This window comes from Ruegeria arenilitoris, assembly GCF_013030985.1.
GTDB classification, from domain to species: Bacteria; Pseudomonadota; Alphaproteobacteria; order Rhodobacterales; family Rhodobacteraceae; genus Ruegeria; species Ruegeria arenilitoris_B.
Genome location: NZ_WPYP01000005.1, coordinates 102,442 through 120,488, shown reverse-complemented (window position 1 = coordinate 120,488; position 18,047 = coordinate 102,442). Strand labels below are relative to the sequence as shown.

General features: G+C 59.9%; 16 protein-coding genes. 6 read left to right on the top strand and 10 right to left on the bottom strand.

Annotated elements, in window-relative coordinates:
* Positions 1-108 precede the first annotated feature (108 nt).
* The 4 genes from GOX88_RS12045 (at position 109) to GOX88_RS12030 (ending at position 4,701) form a co-directional block, all read left to right on the top strand.
* A complete protein-coding gene (locus tag GOX88_RS12045) occupies positions 109-1,233 on the top strand; it encodes an extracellular solute-binding protein (protein WP_170401802.1) in 1,125 nt (374 codons plus the stop codon).
* A 118-nt stretch (positions 1,234-1,351) separates the two neighbouring features.
* Complete coding sequence (locus GOX88_RS12040; RefSeq protein WP_170401800.1) at positions 1,352-2,464, top strand: ABC transporter ATP-binding protein; 1,113 nt, start codon at positions 1,352-1,354, stop codon at positions 2,462-2,464.
* 12 nt (positions 2,465-2,476) lie between these two features.
* Positions 2,477-3,397 carry an ABC transporter permease gene (locus GOX88_RS12035; RefSeq protein WP_170401797.1) on the top strand — a complete coding sequence of 307 codons (921 nt, stop codon included), beginning with the start codon at positions 2,477-2,479 and terminating at the stop codon, positions 3,395-3,397.
* Positions 3,394-4,701, top strand: coding sequence for an ABC transporter permease (locus tag GOX88_RS12030; protein WP_170401794.1), 1,308 nt, complete (start codon positions 3,394-3,396; stop codon positions 4,699-4,701). Before GOX88_RS12035 ends, GOX88_RS12030 begins: the two co-directional genes overlap by 4 nt.
* Before the next feature lie 36 nt (positions 4,702-4,737).
* On the opposite strand, the gene GOX88_RS12025 is transcribed toward GOX88_RS12030, so the two are convergent.
* The 10 genes from GOX88_RS12025 to GOX88_RS11980 form a co-directional block, all read right to left on the bottom strand.
* Positions 4,738-6,645 (bottom strand): beta-galactosidase, encoded by a 1,908-nt coding sequence (locus tag GOX88_RS12025; RefSeq protein WP_170401792.1) that lies wholly within the window; start codon positions 6,643-6,645, stop codon positions 4,738-4,740.
* Positions 6,642-7,502 carry an SMP-30/gluconolactonase/LRE family protein gene (locus GOX88_RS12020; RefSeq protein WP_170401789.1) on the bottom strand — a complete coding sequence of 287 codons (861 nt, stop codon included), beginning with the start codon at positions 7,500-7,502 and terminating at the stop codon, positions 6,642-6,644. The genes GOX88_RS12025 and GOX88_RS12020 overlap by 4 nt, the downstream gene beginning before the upstream one ends.
* Positions 7,499-8,104 carry a 2-dehydro-3-deoxy-6-phosphogalactonate aldolase gene (locus GOX88_RS12015; RefSeq protein WP_170401785.1) on the bottom strand — a complete coding sequence of 202 codons (606 nt, stop codon included), beginning with the start codon at positions 8,102-8,104 and terminating at the stop codon, positions 7,499-7,501. The genes GOX88_RS12020 and GOX88_RS12015 overlap by 4 nt, the downstream gene beginning before the upstream one ends.
* Complete coding sequence (locus GOX88_RS12010) at positions 8,101-8,994, bottom strand: 2-dehydro-3-deoxygalactonokinase (protein WP_170401782.1); 894 nt, start codon at positions 8,992-8,994, stop codon at positions 8,101-8,103. The genes GOX88_RS12015 and GOX88_RS12010 overlap by 4 nt, the downstream gene beginning before the upstream one ends.
* Positions 8,995-8,998: 4 nt before the next feature.
* Complete coding sequence (locus tag GOX88_RS12005) at positions 8,999-9,766, bottom strand: SDR family NAD(P)-dependent oxidoreductase (RefSeq protein ID WP_170401779.1); 768 nt, start codon at positions 9,764-9,766, stop codon at positions 8,999-9,001.
* Positions 9,766-11,475 carry an IlvD/Edd family dehydratase gene (locus GOX88_RS12000; RefSeq protein WP_170401777.1) on the bottom strand — a complete coding sequence of 570 codons (1,710 nt, stop codon included), beginning with the start codon at positions 11,473-11,475 and terminating at the stop codon, positions 9,766-9,768. The genes GOX88_RS12005 and GOX88_RS12000 overlap by 1 nt, the downstream gene beginning before the upstream one ends.
* Positions 11,476-11,488: 13 nt before the next feature.
* A complete protein-coding gene (locus GOX88_RS11995) occupies positions 11,489-12,829 on the bottom strand; it encodes an alpha-glucosidase/alpha-galactosidase (protein WP_170401774.1) in 1,341 nt (446 codons plus the stop codon).
* A gap of 23 nt (positions 12,830-12,852) precedes the next feature.
* Entirely contained in the window at positions 12,853-13,701 is an 849-nt protein-coding gene (locus GOX88_RS11990) for a carbohydrate ABC transporter permease (protein WP_170401771.1), read from the bottom strand.
* Position 13,702: 1 nt separating this feature from the next.
* A complete protein-coding gene (locus GOX88_RS11985) occupies positions 13,703-14,626 on the bottom strand; it encodes a carbohydrate ABC transporter permease (protein WP_170401768.1) in 924 nt (307 codons plus the stop codon).
* 98 nt (positions 14,627-14,724) lie between these two features.
* Complete coding sequence (locus GOX88_RS11980; protein WP_170401765.1) at positions 14,725-15,984, bottom strand: ABC transporter substrate-binding protein; 1,260 nt, start codon at positions 15,982-15,984, stop codon at positions 14,725-14,727.
* A 152-nt stretch (positions 15,985-16,136) separates the two neighbouring features.
* On the opposite strand from GOX88_RS11980, the gene GOX88_RS11975 reads away from it, so the two are divergent.
* Positions 16,137-16,943 carry an IclR family transcriptional regulator gene (locus tag GOX88_RS11975; protein WP_170402225.1) on the top strand — a complete coding sequence of 269 codons (807 nt, stop codon included), beginning with the start codon at positions 16,137-16,139 and terminating at the stop codon, positions 16,941-16,943.
* Complete coding sequence (locus GOX88_RS11970; protein ID WP_170401762.1) at positions 16,940-17,998, top strand: ABC transporter ATP-binding protein; 1,059 nt, start codon at positions 16,940-16,942, stop codon at positions 17,996-17,998. Before GOX88_RS11975 ends, GOX88_RS11970 begins: the two co-directional genes overlap by 4 nt.
* Positions 17,999-18,047: the final 49 nt, after the last annotated feature.

Sequence of the window (18,047 nt, the reverse complement as noted above, 5' to 3'; positions counted from 1 at the left end):
TATGAAAACTGATAACTGTCACTTTTGGACTGACAGCGCTGCGGCAAAGGTCTAGCCTGCACTGACAAAACAAAAAAACTACAAAGTCCAACAACGGGAGAAACGAAAATGGCTGAACGGAAAACGCTTTCCAGACGCACTGTCCTGAAAAGCGCGGGTGCTGCTGCGCTGGCGGCACCGCTTTACAGCAAAAGCGCGCTGGCGTCCTCGGGTGAGATCAACATTCTGATGTGGTCGGATTACCTGCCGCCCAGCTTCATTCAGGAGTTTGAGACTCTGACCGGGATCAAAGTGAACTACACCGGGATCGGGTCGAACGAAGAAATCATCAACAAGATGAAGGCGACCAAAGGTCAGGGTTTTGACATCGTGTCGCCGACCAACAACCGCTCGCTGCAATGGGAGCCGCTGGAACTGCTGCAACCCTTCGACATGAACAAGGTGCCGATCGATCTGGTGAACCCAGCAATGGCCGCAATCGGCACGGATGCGTGGAACTTCGGTGACAGCGGCGTGCATTGGTTGCCGCATATCTGGGGCACCGAAGGCATCGCTTACCGCACCGACTTGTGGCTGCCGGAAGGCGACGCGCCGTCTTATGGCGATGTCTGGTCCGAAGAGAATGCAGGCAAGACCATGGGTCGCGCGCATTCGATGATGCTGGGCGCAGGTCTTTACATGGAACGCGCGGGTGAGATGGAGCCGGGCTCGGTCTGGGCCGCGTATGGCGATGAAGAGACCATGCGCAAGGTCTGGGGTCAGATCACCGACTGGTGCATCGCGCGCAAGAACCGGATCAAGCTGATCTGGAACGATGCGGATACCCAAAAGAACGGCCTGCTGAACGAAGGCGTTGTGGTTGGTCAAACCTGGGACGGCCCACCGCTGGCACTTAAATCGGCGGGTGAGCCGGTGCACTATCAAGCCCCGATCGAAGGTGCGATGGCCTGGGTTGACGGTATGGCAATGCCGACGGGCGCGGCCAATATCGATCAGGTCTATGCCTTCATCGACTTCGCCTTTCAGGCGAAACCGGCAGGTGTTGCGATTGACAGCCACGGCTACAACTCGCCGGTTCTGGGTGCCGACCAGTATTCGGGCGATACCTACAAAAAGAACTTTGCCGAGGCCTATCCGGGTGACTCGCTGGCGAACCTCAACCCATGGCCGGCCGAAGCGCCGTGGTATGCGGAAACCCGCACCGAGTTCGTCAACAAGTTCAAAAGCGCCTGATTGCTTTGAAACGCTGCCCTCCGCCATTGCGCGGGGGGCCATTCACCCGCGCGCCGTTTCGGCGTGACGGACCCTATTTTGGTGCGGTCAGCCACCGCGCCTGACGGAGATACCAAAAATGAGTGCAGGGGTCGGTGTAGATCTTGAAAATCTGTGGATCCGTTTCGGTGACTTTGTCGCCGTGCGGGACGCCAATGTGAATATCAACGGGGGCGATTTCTTTTCGTTCCTTGGCCCCTCGGGCTGCGGCAAGACAACGATCCTGCGCGCAGTGTCCGGGTTTCTGGACCCAAGCGAGGGCCGGGTTCTGATCGGCGGCAACGACATGCAGGGCATCGGGCCTAACAAACGCCCGACTGCCCTGATCTTTCAGAACCTGGCGTTGTTCCCGCTGATGAAAGTGTGGGAGAACATCACGTTCTCGATGGAAATCAACGGCGCCAATGCCAAGGAACGGCGCAAGCGCGCCGACGAGTTGCTGGACATGATCGCGCTGCCGGGGCAGGGCGACAAGCTGCCCAGTGAACTTTCGGGCGGTCAGCGTCAGCGTGTTGCGATTGCACGTGCTTTGTGCGCCGAGCCTGATGTGCTGTTGCTGGATGAACCGCTGTCGGCACTCGACCTCAAGCTGCGTCAGCACATGCGGACCGAACTGCGTGAAATTCAGCAACGGGTTGGCATCACCTTCATCTACATCACGCACGATCAGGGCGAAGCGCTGACCATGTCGGACAACATCGCCGTCATGCGGGCGGGGGTGATTGATCAGATCGCGGATGGCAAGACGATTTATAACGACCCCAACACCGCCTTTGCGGCCTCATTCGTGGGCGAAAACAACGTGTTCCGTGGCAAGATCAAGCAGGTCATGGGCAGTGAGGCGCTGATCGAGACCAACCGCTCGGGCGATCTGGTCGCGCGGATTTCGACGGCCAATCAGGGCAAGATGAAAGTGGGCGACGACGCCATGATGTTCATCCGCCCCGAGGCCCTGGCCATCGCGCCCGACGGCGCCACCGGCGATCACTTTGTCACTGCTCGGGTGAACCACGAGGAGTTCGAAGGCAACGTCTTTAACATCTTCACCGAAGGCGAAGGCGGCAAAGAAATCAAAGTGTCGATCCCGAACCACGGTCAGTCCTTTCAGGACCACACCGGACAGAACATCACGCTGGAATATGAAACCCAGAACGCGGTTTTGGTTCCGGCGGGTGAACTGGCCGCGGAATAGGGGGACGACCACATGCCCCGTTTTCTGAAGGACTTCTTCAACCGCAACGGCGCCGGCATGGGGCTGGCGATATTGGGTTTGGTCCTGTTCTGGACCATCGGCCTGATCATCCTGCCGCAGCTGTCGATGCTCGATTTCTCCTTCCGTCCGAATCTGCCGCCGCCAGAGATCGGCGGGCCAAAGGACGTCTACACGCTGGAGAACTACAAATACCTGATCTACGGCCCGGAAGGCGGTAGTCAGGACTATAACGCAGTCGATCTGCGCGTATTTTTCCGCACGCTGCTTGCGGCCGTGTGTGTGACGATCTTCAACCTGATCATCTGCTATCCGATTGCCTATTATCTGGGTCAGTCCAAGGGCAATCATATTCGCATCTTCGCGATCATGCTGATTATTCCCTACTGGATTAACGAGATCCTGCGGGCCTTTGCATTGCGGATTATCTTCGGCGAGACCGGCGTGCTGAACACTCTGTTCATGGGTTTGGGCATCTGGGACACGCCGTTTGACTTCATTCGAAATGACATCGCGCTCTATGCCGGTTTGGGGTACGCCTACATCCTGCTGATGATCTTCCCGATGTACAATGTGATAGAAAGTCTGGATGGCAACCAGATCGAGGCCGCACGGGATCTGGGAGCGCCATGGTGGCGGATTCATTGGCGGGTTGTGATCCCTTATGCCAAACCGGGCATCAGCTCGGGCTGTACCATGGTCTTCATGCTGTCCGCAGGTGCGCTGGCTGCACCACAGATTCTGGGCGGGCCTTCGTCGCTATGGTTCACACAACTGATCTATCAGCAATTCAACGACAACAATGACTGGCCGCAGGGGGCCGCCTACGCCATCGTGCTGCTGGTGACCTGTATCCTGTTCGTGCTGGCAATGATGCGCCTGTTCAAGGTGAACATGGGGGATATCGGGAAATGAACAATTCCTTCCTTCGTGTAAGCATCTGGGTCTATCTGGCGATCTTCTTCCTGTACCTGCTGGGCCCGCTGGTGATCATGTCGGTCACGGCCTTCAACTCTTCGGCTTTCCCGAGGATGACGCCGTGGGAATGCCTGACCTTCCAATGGTTTGGTGAGCTGTTTCAGGATCAGCGTATCCTGAACGGCATCAAGAACTCGCTGATCATCGGCGCCGGGACGGTTGTTCTGTCGGTAGCGATGGGTCTGGCGGGCGCTCTGATGCTGACGCAGATCTGGCCCAAGTTGCGCGCGACCTATTACACGGTCATCATCGCGCCGATCCTGATCCCGGGCGTGGTTCTGGGTATCTCGACCCTGGTGTTCTGGGACCGGATCAACCGGATGCTGGGGCTGGGTGCGGACAGTTTCCTGTCCAACGGCATCTTCCTGACGGTGATCGGCCAATCCACCTTTATCGCCAGCTATTGCATGCTGGTGCTGGTGGCGCGGCTGCAGCGGTATGACATCGCCCTGACTGAAGCGGCACTGGACCTCGGGGCGTCCCACGCGCAGGCGTTCCGTAAAATCCTGCTGCCCTTCATGCGTCCGGCGATTGCATCGGCGGCGGTGCTGGCGTTCCTCGCTTCGTTCGAGAACTACAACACCACCACTTTCACCTTTGGTGAATACCCGACGCTGACCATCGAACTGGCGCAAAAGGTGCGATACGGCATCACGCCGTCGATTTCCGCTCTGGCCTTCATCATCGTGGCGCTGACCGTGTTCTTCGCCCTGTTGAACGAAGCCAAGCTGAAACGGCAGGAGCTGGTTGCCGCCGCGCGCAAGAATGCCACGGTCGAGGAGCTGGCGGGCAAGATCAAACTGCCCAGCTTCTTCTCCGGCAACATGGCAGCGGTTCTTGTAGTTGTGTTCGCCGTGGCCACCATCACCGTGATCGGCACCGCGACGGCTTACAACCCGGCGCAATGCATCGCCGACGTACGGGAGCAGAAGCAACTGGAAGCCCAGCAGCGCATCGATGAGCTGCGCAAGCAGCGCGAAGAACAGCGCAGACTGCGTGAGGAAGAACGCAAACAGCGCTTTGAAGGTGTGTTTGAGCCCGGTGATCTACAACCCGGAACAACGGAAGAGGAAGCGGAGCCAGACACCGGCACCAATAACTCTGGTTTCGGTAACGTGTTTGCCCCGAACACCTTGGGCGGTGACGCTGAAGAGGGCGAACCGGAACCCGAAACGCCGCCTGCCGGCAATGGCGGGTTCGGCGGGGCTTTCGATCCCAACAGCCTGCAAAGCGATGACTAAGCGTCACGCCTGAGCGAAACCCACGCGCCCGGAGAGTTACCCCTCTTCGGGCGCGTCCTTTTTCAGGATCAGCACGTCGCACGCATCGATCTCATGCCCGTTCCACGACACGGGGGCGGAGGTGTAGTTGATCAGGAAAACGTGCTGTTCAGTCTCACGCCGCCGCAACCCTGCAGGCAGCGGATGCAGGGTCAGCCCAACCTCTTGCGCAGCCATTGAGATCACTCGATCCCAAAGAACTTCATCCGGGAAGCCTGACAAATACCAAATGCCGTTCTCGCCCTTCAGGGCAGATGCCCCGTTGGCATAGGACAGCAGGTCCGGGGCGTTGCCTGACAGGTGATCAATCCAGTGCTGGGCCGCGCCGCCGCCAACGACTTCGCGGCGTATGTTTGGGGGCAGGGTTTCGACCAGTTCAACTTCGCAGTTCAGTTCGGTCAGGCCGGGGCGCGTTTTGGGGATCTGAAAGTCGCGCGTGATGGCTCCGCTGCGGGGGCCATAGAGTGTCAGGTCGCTCAGATGTTGTTCTGCCTTATCGTCCAAAGTGGCCAGCCCGGGGGCGAGGATCAGTTTGTATCCTGTCTCGGGTGTTTGGGACGCCGAGAGGATATCCACCGAAAACCCGGCCCGGCGCAGTGCACGATAGGCCGAGAAGACCAGCCGGAAATAGTTGAACCCCGCCCCTTGTGGTTGCGTGGTCCAGGCCCAGTCCGACGCGTAATCGAACAGAATGGCCACGTCTGCCTGTGTCTGGGTGACCGCGCCCAGCCCTGCCAAGTCTCCGGCGGTTTGACGGGCCTCGGCCAAGGCCGGGGCGGGGGCGTTGTTCGGGGTCAACAAGCCCGCGTGCATCTGTTCCTGTCCGAACGGGGCTTGCCGCCAGCGGAAATAGCTGACCACCTCGGCCCCATGCGCCACCGCCTCAAGCGACCACAGGCGCACCATGCCGGGTAGGGGGGCGGGATTATAAGGCGCCCAATTCACTGGGCCGGGTTGTTGTTCCATCACCCACCAGCGCCCGCGCCCAACAGCGCGGTAGAGGTCGTGGTGAAAGGCCTGCATGTCGGGATCGCCCTGCTGCAGGAACGCGGTTTTATGTGCTTCGTCGGCCTCAAGCCGGTCGGACAGGAAGCCGATCGGGTAACTGTCCCATGTGGCGATATCCAGATCCTCACCGACCTTGAAATGGTCGAAATCCAGTATCCGCCCCATATAGTTATGCAGCAGCGGCGCATCGGTCAGCGGCCGCAGCACATCCACCTGCACCTTGTTGAACACCGCCACCTGATCCGAGCTGAAACGGCGAAAGGCCAGAACGTGGGCGGGGTTCGGCTCGGTCACGGTCAGGTTGGGCAAGTCGATCTGATCAAAGCTGTCGTATTCCATCGCCCAGAATACATTGCCCCAGGCCGCATTCAGCACTTCAACCGAGCCATACTGATCCGCCAGCCACCGCCGAAACGCCTGCAAGGCCGGTTGGCTGTAGCTGACCGTGGTCTCGTGGCAGCCATATTCGTTGTCGATCTGCCATGCCGCGATATGCGGGTTGTGCCCGTAGCGGTCCCCCATGATCCGGGCAATCCGCTCACACTCGGCGATATAGCCCTGGTGGCTAAAGCAATAATGCCTGCGCGAGCCGAATTTGCGCGGCTGCCCCTGTGCATCCACGGCCAGCATGGCGGGGTGTTTGTCCAGCATCCAACGCGGTGGTGTCGCCGTGGGCGTGCCCAGTACCACCTTCAACCCTGCAGTCCCCAACACCTCAATCGCGCGATCCAGCCAATCGAATTGCAGATCGCCGGGGCTCGGTTCCATCCGGTTCCAGGCAAACTCACCGATCCGCACCCATGTCAGGCCGATTTCCACCATGCGGGCGGCGTCCTCGGCCCACATCTCTTCGGGCCAGTGTTCGGGATAGTAGCAAACGCCAAGTTCGGGCTTCATAGAAGGACTCTGTGCTCGGCCTGTCCCTTGCCAGCGCCGGGGGCGGCAAAGGTCATGCCATTGGTTGGGTGGTTGGCCAATGTCTCTGCATCCAGGCCCTCGCGGGCGGTGGTGCAGAACAAGGTCGTCAGGTCATCACCTCCGAACGCGGGGCAGGAAGTATGAGCTGCCTCAAACGCGACGGCCGTCAGGAACTGGCCCGCAGGAGTATAGGCCGCCACGCGGTTCGCACCCCATTGGGCGATCCAGATGTTGCCATCTGCGTCGACCACAGCGCCATCCGGGTTCAGCCCCTCGGCTCGCAGATTGAGGAAAACCGTGCTTTCGCCCTCGGGCCAGCCGGTTTCCGGGTTCAAAGGCCAGCGCATGACCTGTTTCGTGACTGTATCCGCGTAATAGGCGCAGTACCGATCCGGAGCGAAAGAGATCGCATTCGATATCGTGACGTTTGGCACCAGTTGCCGCAATTCTCCCTGCCAGTACCGATAGATCGCACCTGCGCCGGGTTCGGCATTTTTTCCCATCGTGCCGATCCAGAACCCGCCCCACGGGTCCGCGCGCCCGTCATTCGAGCGGGTGATCGGGTTGCCCGCCTCAAGCGGGGATATCAGCCTTTTCTGCCCGGTCTTCAGGCTGAATCGCCAAAGCCCGGTTTCAGAGGCGATCAACAGCGTGTCCCGGTCGACCCAGCCCGCAGCCGAAACATGTTCGTCGAACTGCCAGCTTTGGTGTTCGCCGTTTTCCCGCGTCATCAGGCGTTTGCCGATGATATCGAACCAGAAAAGCTGTTGCCGCTCAGGATGCCAAAGCGGCCCCTCGCCCAGTTCGCAAGGGCAGTCGTCGTAGACGATGCTCATCCGGCGGCCTCATCATAGGCGGCCACGATCCGCGCGGCGAGATCTGCGACCTCAGAGATGGCCATGCCGGGCTTGAACAACGCCGATCCGATGCCGAACCCGTCGGCGCCGGCCTTGATCCATTGGTCGAAGTTCTCGGGCCCGGCGCCTCCGACGGCATAGACCAGCGTACCCTTGGGCAACACCGCGCGCAGCGCGGACAGCCCCGCCGGACCGGCCAGAGCACCGGGAAAGAGTTTCAGGCCAGAGGCTCCGGCCTTGAGGGCCGCAAAGGCCTCGGTCGGGGTAAAGATGCCGGGCCAGCTTTCCAGACCCAGTTGATGGGTGTGCGAGATAACCTGCGCGTCGCAGTTCGGCGACACGATCAGCCTGCCGCCAACCTTGGTCACCGCGTCCACCTGATCCGATGTCAGAACGGTGCCTGCTCCGATCAGGGCCCGGTCGCCGAACTGTTCGGCCAGAATACCAATCGACTCCAGCGGATCGGGTGAGTTCAACGGCACTTCGATCTTGTCGATCCCGGCGTCGATCAGGGCCTGCCCGGTGGCGGCGGCATCAGACGGGCGCAGACCGCGCAGAATGGCGATGATGGGACGGCTCATGCGGCTTGCCTCGTCAGGTTGCGGGCCTGTAGCAGGCCGGCCAGTGTGCAGTGCGTGCTGTCGGCGGTTTCGACAAACGCGCCCTGTTGTTGCAGGGCCTTGGCGTAGATGTCCGTGAGTCCCTCGGCCCCGATGATCGCCAGTTGCTGCCCCAGCCAATAGGGGCGGGTCGCAGCCAGTTCCGCGCCGATCAGAAAGCCTGAAAGCTGCGCCCTCGTGATGCCGCCATCCTGGCCTTGCAACAGGTCAGCGGCGCGCAGGCCAAACAGTCGCGCGGCCAGTTGTTCGGGTTTGGACAGTGTATCTGCGGCAGCCTCGGCAAAGGCGGCGTCGTCCCAGCCCTGACCAACCGAGTGTTTCAGCACTGATTGCCCGGCCAACAGATCGAACATTTCTCCGGTCATGAAGGTGCGGAAACTGACGACCTCTCCGGCGCTGACCTGCACCCATTTGGTGTGGGTGCCGGGCAGGCAGATCACCCCGTCCCAGTTCTGACGCGAGGCCAGAAACCCGGCGATCTGGGTTTCTTCGCCGCGCATGACATCGGGTGGTGCCGTTTGTTTCAGACCGGGCACCACGAAGGCGCGAATGCGGGGGTCGGTGCCGGGAACACGAAACGGCGCAACCGGCGTTGGCTCACACGGAACGGCGGAATAGGGGGCTTCGACCCAGCCCTGCCGCGCGCCCACCATTCCACAGGCGACCACGTCAAGCGGCGCCGTGCCCAGCCAGCCTTCGATCAGTTCGAACAGCGCGGCTTGAAACCCGCCTTTGTCCACCCTTGCCATGCCTTTGTCCGACTGCGCCTGATCCAGCACCGCATCACCCTGCATTGCCCAGGCCCGCAGATGCGAGGTTCCCCAATCGACTGCAATCCATTCCGTACTCATGGCTTTACCCCGTTACGACAACGCCGCCATCGACGGCCATGCATTGTCCGGTCATCGCGCGGCTGGCGTCCGAGGCCAGAAACAAGGTCGGCGCGACCATATCCTCGGGCGTCAGGTGTTCTTTCAGGCATTGACGGTCCAAATGCGCGGCCAGATCTTCGGGCGTGGCCCACATGTCCAGCTGTTTCTGCGTCAGAACCCAGCCCGGAGCCAGCGCATTGACGCGGATGTTCTGCGGCCCCAGCTCGCGCGCCAAGGATCGCGTCATACCGGTGATCCCGGCATTTGAGGTGGTGTAGATCGGGTAGCCTGCATTGCCCATCATATAGCTGATAGAACTGAAATTGATGATCGCCCCACCCTTGCCCTGCATCTGGCGCGCGGCCTCCTGACAGGCAAAGAAATAAGCCTTGAGGTTCACCTCGATCATCCAGTCCCAGAATTTGGTGGTGGTTTCGTCCAGCGAATGGCGTTTGTCATTAGCGGCGTTGTTGATCAGCACGTTCAGTGGGCCATGCGCCTCGGCGGCTTTTTGCATGGTGACGTGAAGCAGCTCGGTGTCGGTCATGTCGCCTTGCATGAACAGGGGCGCGCGGCCGTGTTTGTCGCGCATCTCTTCGACGAACCCGCTGGCGTCAGAACGGCCAATGAACGCGACGTTGGCCCCTTGCGCCATGAAACCATCCGTCAAGGCAGCGCCTACACCGGACCCACCGCCGGTGATATAGACCGAAGCCCCGTTGAGATCGTGGAAAGTGGCTGGTTGATCCATCAGTGGCTCTCTCTGGTCACAAGGCGGGTGTCTTTGCCGACAAGAAAATCAAGGTCCGCGCCCTGATCGGCCTGCAGCACGTGGTCGATATAGAGTTTCGCATAACCGCGTGTGTAATGCGGGTCATCCGGTTGCCACGTGGCGCGACGGGCGTCCAGTTCCTTTTGATCGACCAACAGTTCCAGCTTGCCCTTGCTGGCGGAAACCCGGATGCGGTCACCGGTTTTGACCAGTGCCAGCGTGCCGCCTGCCTGCGCTTCGGGGCTGACATGCAGGATGACGGTACCATAGGCGGTGCCGGACATGCGCGCGTCCGAGATACGGATCATGTCGCGCACACCTTCCTTCACCAGCTTGGCCGGGATCGGCATGTTGCCGACCTCGGGCATCCCCGGATAACCCTTGGGGCCGCAGCCCTTGAGCACCAGAATGGTCTCGGGTGTCACCGGCAGGTCGTCGCGGTCGATATTAGCTTTCAGGTCTTCGATATTTTCGAAAACATAAGCCTCGGCCTCGGTTTCCAACAATTCATCCGTCGCCGCCGAGGGTTTTACGATGGCGCCGTTCGGGGCCAGATTGCCGTGCAGGACACGAAGGCCCGCGGCCGGTTTCACCGGCTCATCAAAGGGGCGGATGACATCTGTGTTGAAACACTCGGCGCCTTCATAATGGGCCGAGATGTCCTTGTTGAGGACGGTTTTGGACGGGCGCAGGAAGGATTTGAGTTCTTTCAGAACGACCGGCACGCCGCCTGCATAGCAGAAATCCTCCATCAGGTATTTGCCCGAAGGCATACAGTTCACCAGCAGCGGAATTTCCGAACCAATCTCGAAATCCTTGAGCGTCAGGTCCACGCCCACACGGCCGGCCAGAGCCAGAAGGTGAACCACCGCATTGGTCGACCCGCCCACGGCAGCATTGGCAAGGATGGCATTTTCAAACGCTTCCTTGGTCAGGATATCCGACGGTTTCAGGTCTTCGTCCACCATCTCGACGATCCGTTTGCCGGTCAGATGCGCCAGCGCCATGCGGCGAGCGTCGACGGCGGGCAGGGCGGCGTTGGTGGGCAAGCTCATGCCCATTGCTTCGACCAGCGACGCCATTGTGCTGGCCGTGCCCATAGTCATGCAGACGCCTGCGCTGCGGGACATGCCGGATTCGGCATTCATGAAGTCCTGCAGGGTCATCTCTCCGGCGCGGACGGCTTCGGAGAATTTCCACACATCCGTGCCCGAACCGATATCCTGCCCGCGATACTTGCCGTTCAGCATCGGGCCGGAACTGACCACGATTGACGGCAGATCGACCGAGGTCGCGCCCATCAACTGCCCCGGCGTGGTCTTGTCACAGCCGCCCAGCAGGACGACGCCGTCAATGCCATAAGCGCGGATCGACTCTTCGACATCCATTGCCAGCAGGTTGCGGAACAGCATGGCGGTGGGCTTCATCTGGGTCTCGCCCAGTGACATGACGGGGAACTCGACCGGGAAGCCTCCGGCCTCCCACACACCGCGTTTCACACCCTCGGCCAGATCGCGCAGGCCCGAGTTGCAGGGGGTGAGTTCCGACCAAGTGTTGCAGATGCCAATAATGGGGCGTCCGTCAAAGGCGTGATCGGGGAAGCCCTGGTTTTTCATCCACGAGCGGTGGATGAACCCGTCTTTGTCGAGCTTTCCATACCAATGCTGTGAACGGCGTTTCTTAGTCATTCGCTGAGCCCTTTCAAGCGGCTTTGGCGGGCTGGCACCAGTCAGGCAACCAGTCTGAATGTGCGGTTAGAAGGTCCGTCACCAAATTGCGGATCTGGCGTAAGTCCAGCTCGGCGGCGGTGTGCGGGTCCATCATGGCGGCGTGATAGATGTATTCCGGGTTCTGGTCGACCAGCGCCCGAACTGTCAGTTCCTGCACGTTGATCTGCGTCCGCATCAGCGCAATCAGCTGGGGTGGAATGTCGGTGACGACCGAGGGCTGTACGCCATTGCTGTCCACTAGACAGGGTGTTTCCACCACCGCGCCCAAGGGCAGCTGCGGGATTTGACCGGTGTTCGGCAAGTTGCCATAGGCCGCATAGGGCGTGTCGGTGACGATGGCGTTCATCAGGTCGGCGGCAAATTCGTGGCTGCGGGTCACCTCGATATCGCGCCCGTCGGTCAGGGTTTTGGCCTGTTCCTTCCAACTGGCGACCTGCTCGATGCAGCGGGTGGGGTATTCATCCAGCGGAATCGAGAATTGCTCGATCAGGTCCTGCCGTCCGTCCTTGATGAACCACGGGACGTATTCGGCCAGGTGCTCGGAGCTTTCGGTGCAGAAATAACCGAGATGGTCCATCACCTCGTATCGCACCTTGTTGGGGCACCGCGGCATCAGCAACGGAGCCTTGGGGATCTGGCCGCTGGCGTACCCTTGCCGCAGCGAAGGGTAGAGATCGCGACCCCGATGTTCGAGTTTCAGGAAGAAGGCGACGTGATTGACGCCGGCAACCTTGTAACGGAAGTCGCCCTTGGGCAGGTCAAGGTCATGCGCCAGTTCCTCGACCGTATTCTGGACCGAGTGGCAAAGGCCTACATGTTTCAGCGTAGGGAACTGCGCGGCCAGCGCCCAGGTGTTGATCGCCATCGGGTTGACGTATTGCAGCAGCGTCGCATTGGGGCAGAGCTGCATCATGTCGCGCGCCACGTCCCACAGAACCGGAACCGTGCGCAGACCGCGCATGATGCCTCCGACCCCCAATGTATCGGCAATGGTCTGGCGCAGGCCGTATTGTTTGGGGATTTCGAAGTCGGTGATCGTGCAGGGATCGTACCCGCCGACCTGAAATGCAGTGATCACGAAATCGGCCCCATCCAGTGCCGCGCGGCGGTCGGTGTGGGTGGTGACAGTTGCTCCGGTTCCAACTGAACGGATCATTGCCTTGGCTACAGCTTCGCTTTCGGCCAGACGCTCGGGATCGATATCCATCAGGGCAAAGTGGCTGTTTGCCAGTGCTGGGGTCAGCAGAGCGTCGCCCACGATGTTCTGCATGAAGATCGTGGAGCCCGCTCCGATAAAGGTGATCTTTGTCATTGAGGCAAACCTCTGGTTTGACGTTATTTTACGGCACCGAGGGTCAGGCCCGCAATGAAGTGTTTCTGCATGAGGAAGAACATGGCCACCGGCGGCAGGGCCGCGACGATGGAGCCGGCGCTCATCAACTGATAAGCGGCCCGGAATTGGGCGTTGAAGCTGGTGATCCCTGCGGTGACGGGTTGGCTTTCAGCGCCTTGGGTCAGAACCACGGCCCAGAAATAGTCGTTCCAGATGAAGGTGAAGATCAGCACGCTGAGCGCGGCGATGGCCGGTTTCATCAGCGGCAGGACCACGTACCAGAAGATGCGCCATTCGGTGATGCCTTCGACGCGGGCGGCCTCGATCAGTTCAAAGGGCAGCGCGCGGATGAAGTTGCGCATGAACAGCGTGCAGAACCCGGTCTGGAAGGCGATGTGGAACAGCACGAGGCCGGTTTTGGTGTTGTAGAGGCCCAGTTGCAGAGTCAGGTCGCGGACCGGAACCATCAGGATCTGGAAGGGCACGAAATTGCCCGCCACGAACATGAAGAAGATCCAGAGGTTCGATCTGAACTTGTAAATCCCCAGCGCGAAGCCGGTCATGCAGCTGAGCGCGACACAACCGATCACTGTCGGGATGGTGATCAGGAATGAGTTCAGCAGATAGCGCGGCATGTCCGAGTTGAAGAAGACCTGCCCATAGTTGAACGCGCCCTCAAAACTGGACGGCATGCCCCAGTAGTTTGCATTGGTGAAATCCGCCGCCGGTTTGACCGAGAACAGGGCGACCGCCAGCAAGGGTCCGAGCCACAGCAGCAAGGCCAGCGGCAACATGGCCTGATAGCTGATCTGCGCAGTACGGGATTGTTTTTCTATAGGTTTGGGAAACATCTCAGTGCCCCCTTTCTTCGCGATACATCGACCACAAGAAATAGGCGATGAAGCAGAGCATGATGAGGAACAGGATCACCGCGATGGCGGCACCGTATCCCATGCGGAAGCCGTATTCGGACAGGGCGACCTCGAACATGTAGTAGGCCAGCACGCGAGATGAACCGAAGGGGCCGCCCTGGGTCATGATCGAGATCAGGTCGAAGCTGCGCAGCGCGCCGATGATGGTAACAACAAAGGCGATGAACGTGGCGGGGCGCAGTTGCGGCAGGATGATGTGCCACAGCATCCGTCCACCTTTTGCGCCGTCCAGACGTCCGGCCTCGATCTGTTCCGGGTCCACAGCGTTCAGGCCGGTGAGGTAGAGGATCATGCAATAGGCCGTCTGTGGCCAGAGCCCGGCGAAGATGATGCCGTAAGTGACGAACCGTTCGTCACCCAGAACGTTCAGCGGGCCGAGACCGAAGAGGCTGAGGAATTCGTTCAGCAGGCCGAATGTCGGGTCGTAGAACCAGGTGAACACGAGGCCGACGACGACCTGTGAGATCACGAAGGGAAAGAAAAACAGCGACTTATAAAGGCGGATGCCCCAGACCGTCTGGTTCAGGAACAGCGCAATGAACAGACCCGCCGGGATCGCCGCCAGATACAGGATCAGCCAGATCAGGTTGTTTTTGAGTGAGGTGTAAAACGCATCCCGGTCCACCCATTCCCAATAGAGGTCTTCGTAGTTTCTGAACCCGACATATTCGGCGGCCCCAAGCCCGTCCCATTCGTACAAAGACAGGTTGAAGGACTGGAACACCGGAATGATCACATAGACCATGAAGAACAGAAGGCCGGGGGCCAGAAACAGCCAGGGCGCGATGCGCTGTTGGTTGCGGTGGAACCAGCTTTCCTGTTCGGGGACTTCAACGGCTGACATGCTGATACTCGAGGGTTTAGGTCAAAGGGGTAATGCGGGTTGTCACCCGCCTTACGAACGATGAGGTACAGGCCGGGCTTGGGCCCGGCCTGACCGGTTTAGTTGTCGTAGATACGCTGACGGGCGCGTTCCAGTTTGGACAGGATGCGGTCGGCGTTATCCGGTTTGACCATGAACTCCTGGAAGCCTTCCATCGATACTTTGGCCATTTCCGCAGGCGCGTCGCGGTCCCAGAATTGGGCGACGCCACCGGGGCTGTTGGACGACAGCATGGCGAAGCCCTGTTGCAGGAACTTGTCGTCATCTACCGCAGATTGCGCGTTCACGGGCAGCTGGCCGAGGTTTGCGCCGTTGTTGATCTGGGTCTGTTCGTCCGGTGAGACGGCGAAGCGCAGAAACTCGCGCGCGGCTTCTTTGTTCGATGCGTTGGCCGGGATGTGGAACGTGTCGGTCGGGGCGTCTTCGGCCAGTTCGACATCGGGGTTGATCGCGACGAACTGGTAGAAGTCCAATTGATCGTCGGTCAGTCCAGCTTCGCGCAGCGGAGCGACGGCGAAGTTGCCCATCAGATACGCGGCGGCTTCACCGTTGACCATGAAGGGCAGGGCCTCCTGCCAGCTGTAGGTCTGGTGATTGTCGATGAACGCGCCCATATCGATCAGCTGTTTCCAGTTGGCGAAGGTCTGCTTGACCCGGTCGTCTTCCCAGCTGATTTCACCATTGGCGAGTTGGTTGTGGAAGTCGAACCCGTTGGTGCGCATGTTCAGGTAGTCGAACCAGCCACCGGCGGTCCACAGGAACTTGGTGCCGATGGTATAGCAGGCGCGACCCGAGTCGACGATCTTTTGGCAGTTGGCCAGCTCTTCTTCCCAGGTCGTGGGTTCGGTCAGGCCCAGCTCATCAAAGATGTCTTTGCGGTAGTAAACACCCCACTGGTAGTAGGTATAGGGCACACCCCATTGTTTGTCGTCGATGGTCATCGCGCCTTTGGTGGATGCCAGATTGTCGGCAATCTCCGGCTCGGCCCACAGGTCCGAGACGTCTTCGAACAGCCCGGCTTCGACATAGGGCTTCATTCGGTTGGCCGCATACCATGTGGCTACATCCGGCGTGTCCGCTGTCAGGAAGTTGCGGATCTGCGTCTTGTAGGCCTCGCGGTCGATCACTGTGGTTTCGATCTCAAGTCCCGGGTGCTTGGCCGCGAACCGCTCGATCATCGCTTCCATCGTCGCGCGCGGCGCCGGGTTCGATGTGTCGAGAAAGATTCTCAGCTCGCCGGTCAACTCGGCCGCAACCGGAGCGGCAAGTGCCACACTGGCCGCCAGCGCCGCCGCTGTACGCGTGAACATGGAATGCATGGTTTCCTCCCTTAGCTTCCATTTTTGTAGCTTTTAAGGTTCCAAATAATGAAACCGTGTTTTACATATTGAAAACTACACATCGAATCGGTTAGTCTTGTCAAGACCCCCGTGAGGATGGCGATGGGTCAATGGGAGGAGAACAGGCGCTCGTGGCTGGTGACGGAACAATAGGAAAAGCATGTGACGTGCTGGATCAGGTGGCGGCTTTCGCCCGCCCGGTCCGATTTGCGGAACTGTTGGAGAGCAGCGATTTCCCCAAGGCAACGCTGTATCGGTTTCTGCAGACTCTGACCAATCAGGGGATGCTGTCGTATGATCCTGACCGTCAGACTTATACGCCGGGATTGCGGTTGGTGCGGCTTGCCCATGCGGCGTGGACGCAAAGCTCACTGGCGCCGATTGCGCGTCCGTTTCTGGATGCGCTCAGCCGGGAAACAGGGGAAACAGTCCATCTGGCGCAGCTCGATTCCAGTCAGGTGCTGTATGTCGACAAGCGCAACGCTGCTCAGCCTATCGAGATGTATTCGCAGGCCGGAAAGGTTGGTCCGGCCTATTGCACCGGAGTGGGCAAGGCGATGATGGCGTATCTGGACGAGGCGGCGCTGGACCGCGCGGTGTCGCAGCAAAGCTACCACCGGTTCACCGACAAAACCCTGACATCTGAGGCGGCGCTGCGGGCAGACCTCGAACTGATCCGCAGCCGCGGCTATGCCATTGATGACGAAGAGCATGAACCCGGCATCATCTGCATTGCCTGTCCGATCCTAACCTCGGGTGGGCGGATGCTGGGGGCGATTTCCGTGACCGGGTCGACCGAACGGATGAATTTCGAAAAATTGGAAACCTGGGTTCCCCGAGTTCGCCGAGTGGCCGAACAAATCGGAGCCGAAGCACAGGCCTGGCGGTTCCCCGAGACCCGCCCGAGCGCCGATACAGACAGGATGCAAGCGACATGACGGGTGTGACTTTGAACCAGGCGATCAAGCGGTATGGCGAGACGCAGGTAATTCACGGCATTGATCTGGAGATCGAGGACGGAGAGTTCTGCGTCTTCGTTGGCCCTTCGGGATGTGGCAAATCCACCTTGCTGCGGATGATCGCGGGGCTTGAGGATACCACCGAAGGGCAGATTCATATCGGTGCGCGCGAGGTGACGCATGTGGATCCGGCCAAGCGCGGCGTGGCGATGGTTTTCCAGACCTATGCACTGTACCCGCATATGACCGTGGCTGAAAACATGGGGTTTGGTCTGCGCATGAACGGCGTTGCCAAATCCGAGATCGACCAGAAGGTGCAGCAAGCCTCGAATATTCTGAAGCTGGACCAGTACCTCAAGCGCAAACCAAAGGCCTTGTCCGGCGGTCAGCGTCAGCGCGTGGCCATCGGTCGCGCCATCGTGCGCGGCCCCGAGGTGTTTCTGTTCGACGAACCTCTGTCCAACCTTGATGCCGAACTGCGCGTCGAGATGCGGGTCGAGATCGCACGGCTGCATAATGAGATCGGCGCCACGATGATCTATGTCACCCATGATCAGGTCGAAGCGATGACCATGGCCGACAAGATCGTGGTGCTGCGCGATGGTCGGATCGAACAGGTCGGCGCACCAATGGATTTGTATCGCGATCCGGACAACCGGTTCGTGGCGGGGTTCATCGGCTCTCCGGCGATGAATTTCCTTGAATGCGACTATGCGGATGGCAAGGTCTCGCACCCGGCGCTTGGCGCACCGCTGGAGGTGGCGGCCAACGTACCTGCAGGGCAGAGCAAGGTCACGCTGGGTATCCGCCCGGAACATATCGAGATCGACCGCGCGGGCGACACCTGCACCGTTGATCTGACCGAGGCGCTTGGCGGGGTAAGCTATTCATACCTGCTGACGCCGAATGGCGACAAGCTGATCGTCGAAGAGCGCGAGGATCAGCGCAGCAAGCAAGGAGAGCGGATCGGTCTTGTCGTTCGCCCGGAACGCGCAATGTTGTTCGATCCGGATACCGGCCAGCGGTTCCGGTAACCATCACACAGCACCCCAAATCAAACGCGCCGATCACGCGATCCGGCGC

What these genes read in the sequence shown, in the direction of transcription:
- GOX88_RS12045 (WP_170401802.1), top strand. Translation starts at nt 109, where the DNA reads ATGGCTGAACGGAAAACGCTTTCCAGACGCACTGTCCTGAAAAGCGCG.
- GOX88_RS12040 (WP_170401800.1), top strand. Translation starts at nt 1,352, where the DNA reads ATGAGTGCAGGGGTCGGTGTAGATCTTGAAAATCTGTGGATCCGTTTC.
- GOX88_RS12035 (WP_170401797.1), top strand. Translation starts at nt 2,477, where the DNA reads ATGCCCCGTTTTCTGAAGGACTTCTTCAACCGCAACGGCGCCGGCATG.
- GOX88_RS12030 (WP_170401794.1), top strand. Translation starts at nt 3,394, where the DNA reads ATGAACAATTCCTTCCTTCGTGTAAGCATCTGGGTCTATCTGGCGATC.
- GOX88_RS12025 (WP_170401792.1), bottom strand. Translation starts at nt 6,645, where the DNA reads ATGAAGCCCGAACTTGGCGTTTGCTACTATCCCGAACACTGGCCCGAA.
- GOX88_RS12020 (WP_170401789.1), bottom strand. Translation starts at nt 7,502, where the DNA reads ATGAGCATCGTCTACGACGACTGCCCTTGCGAACTGGGCGAGGGGCCG.
- GOX88_RS12015 (WP_170401785.1), bottom strand. Translation starts at nt 8,104, where the DNA reads ATGAGCCGTCCCATCATCGCCATTCTGCGCGGTCTGCGCCCGTCTGAT.
- GOX88_RS12010 (WP_170401782.1), bottom strand. Translation starts at nt 8,994, where the DNA reads ATGAGTACGGAATGGATTGCAGTCGATTGGGGAACCTCGCATCTGCGG.
- GOX88_RS12005 (WP_170401779.1), bottom strand. Translation starts at nt 9,766, where the DNA reads ATGGATCAACCAGCCACTTTCCACGATCTCAACGGGGCTTCGGTCTAT.
- GOX88_RS12000 (WP_170401777.1), bottom strand. Translation starts at nt 11,475, where the DNA reads ATGACTAAGAAACGCCGTTCACAGCATTGGTATGGAAAGCTCGACAAA.
- GOX88_RS11995 (WP_170401774.1), bottom strand. Translation starts at nt 12,829, where the DNA reads ATGACAAAGATCACCTTTATCGGAGCGGGCTCCACGATCTTCATGCAG.
- GOX88_RS11990 (WP_170401771.1), bottom strand. Translation starts at nt 13,701, where the DNA reads ATGTTTCCCAAACCTATAGAAAAACAATCCCGTACTGCGCAGATCAGC.
- GOX88_RS11985 (WP_170401768.1), bottom strand. Translation starts at nt 14,626, where the DNA reads ATGTCAGCCGTTGAAGTCCCCGAACAGGAAAGCTGGTTCCACCGCAAC.
- GOX88_RS11980 (WP_170401765.1), bottom strand. Translation starts at nt 15,984, where the DNA reads ATGCATTCCATGTTCACGCGTACAGCGGCGGCGCTGGCGGCCAGTGTG.
- GOX88_RS11970 (WP_170401762.1), top strand. Translation starts at nt 16,940, where the DNA reads ATGACGGGTGTGACTTTGAACCAGGCGATCAAGCGGTATGGCGAGACG.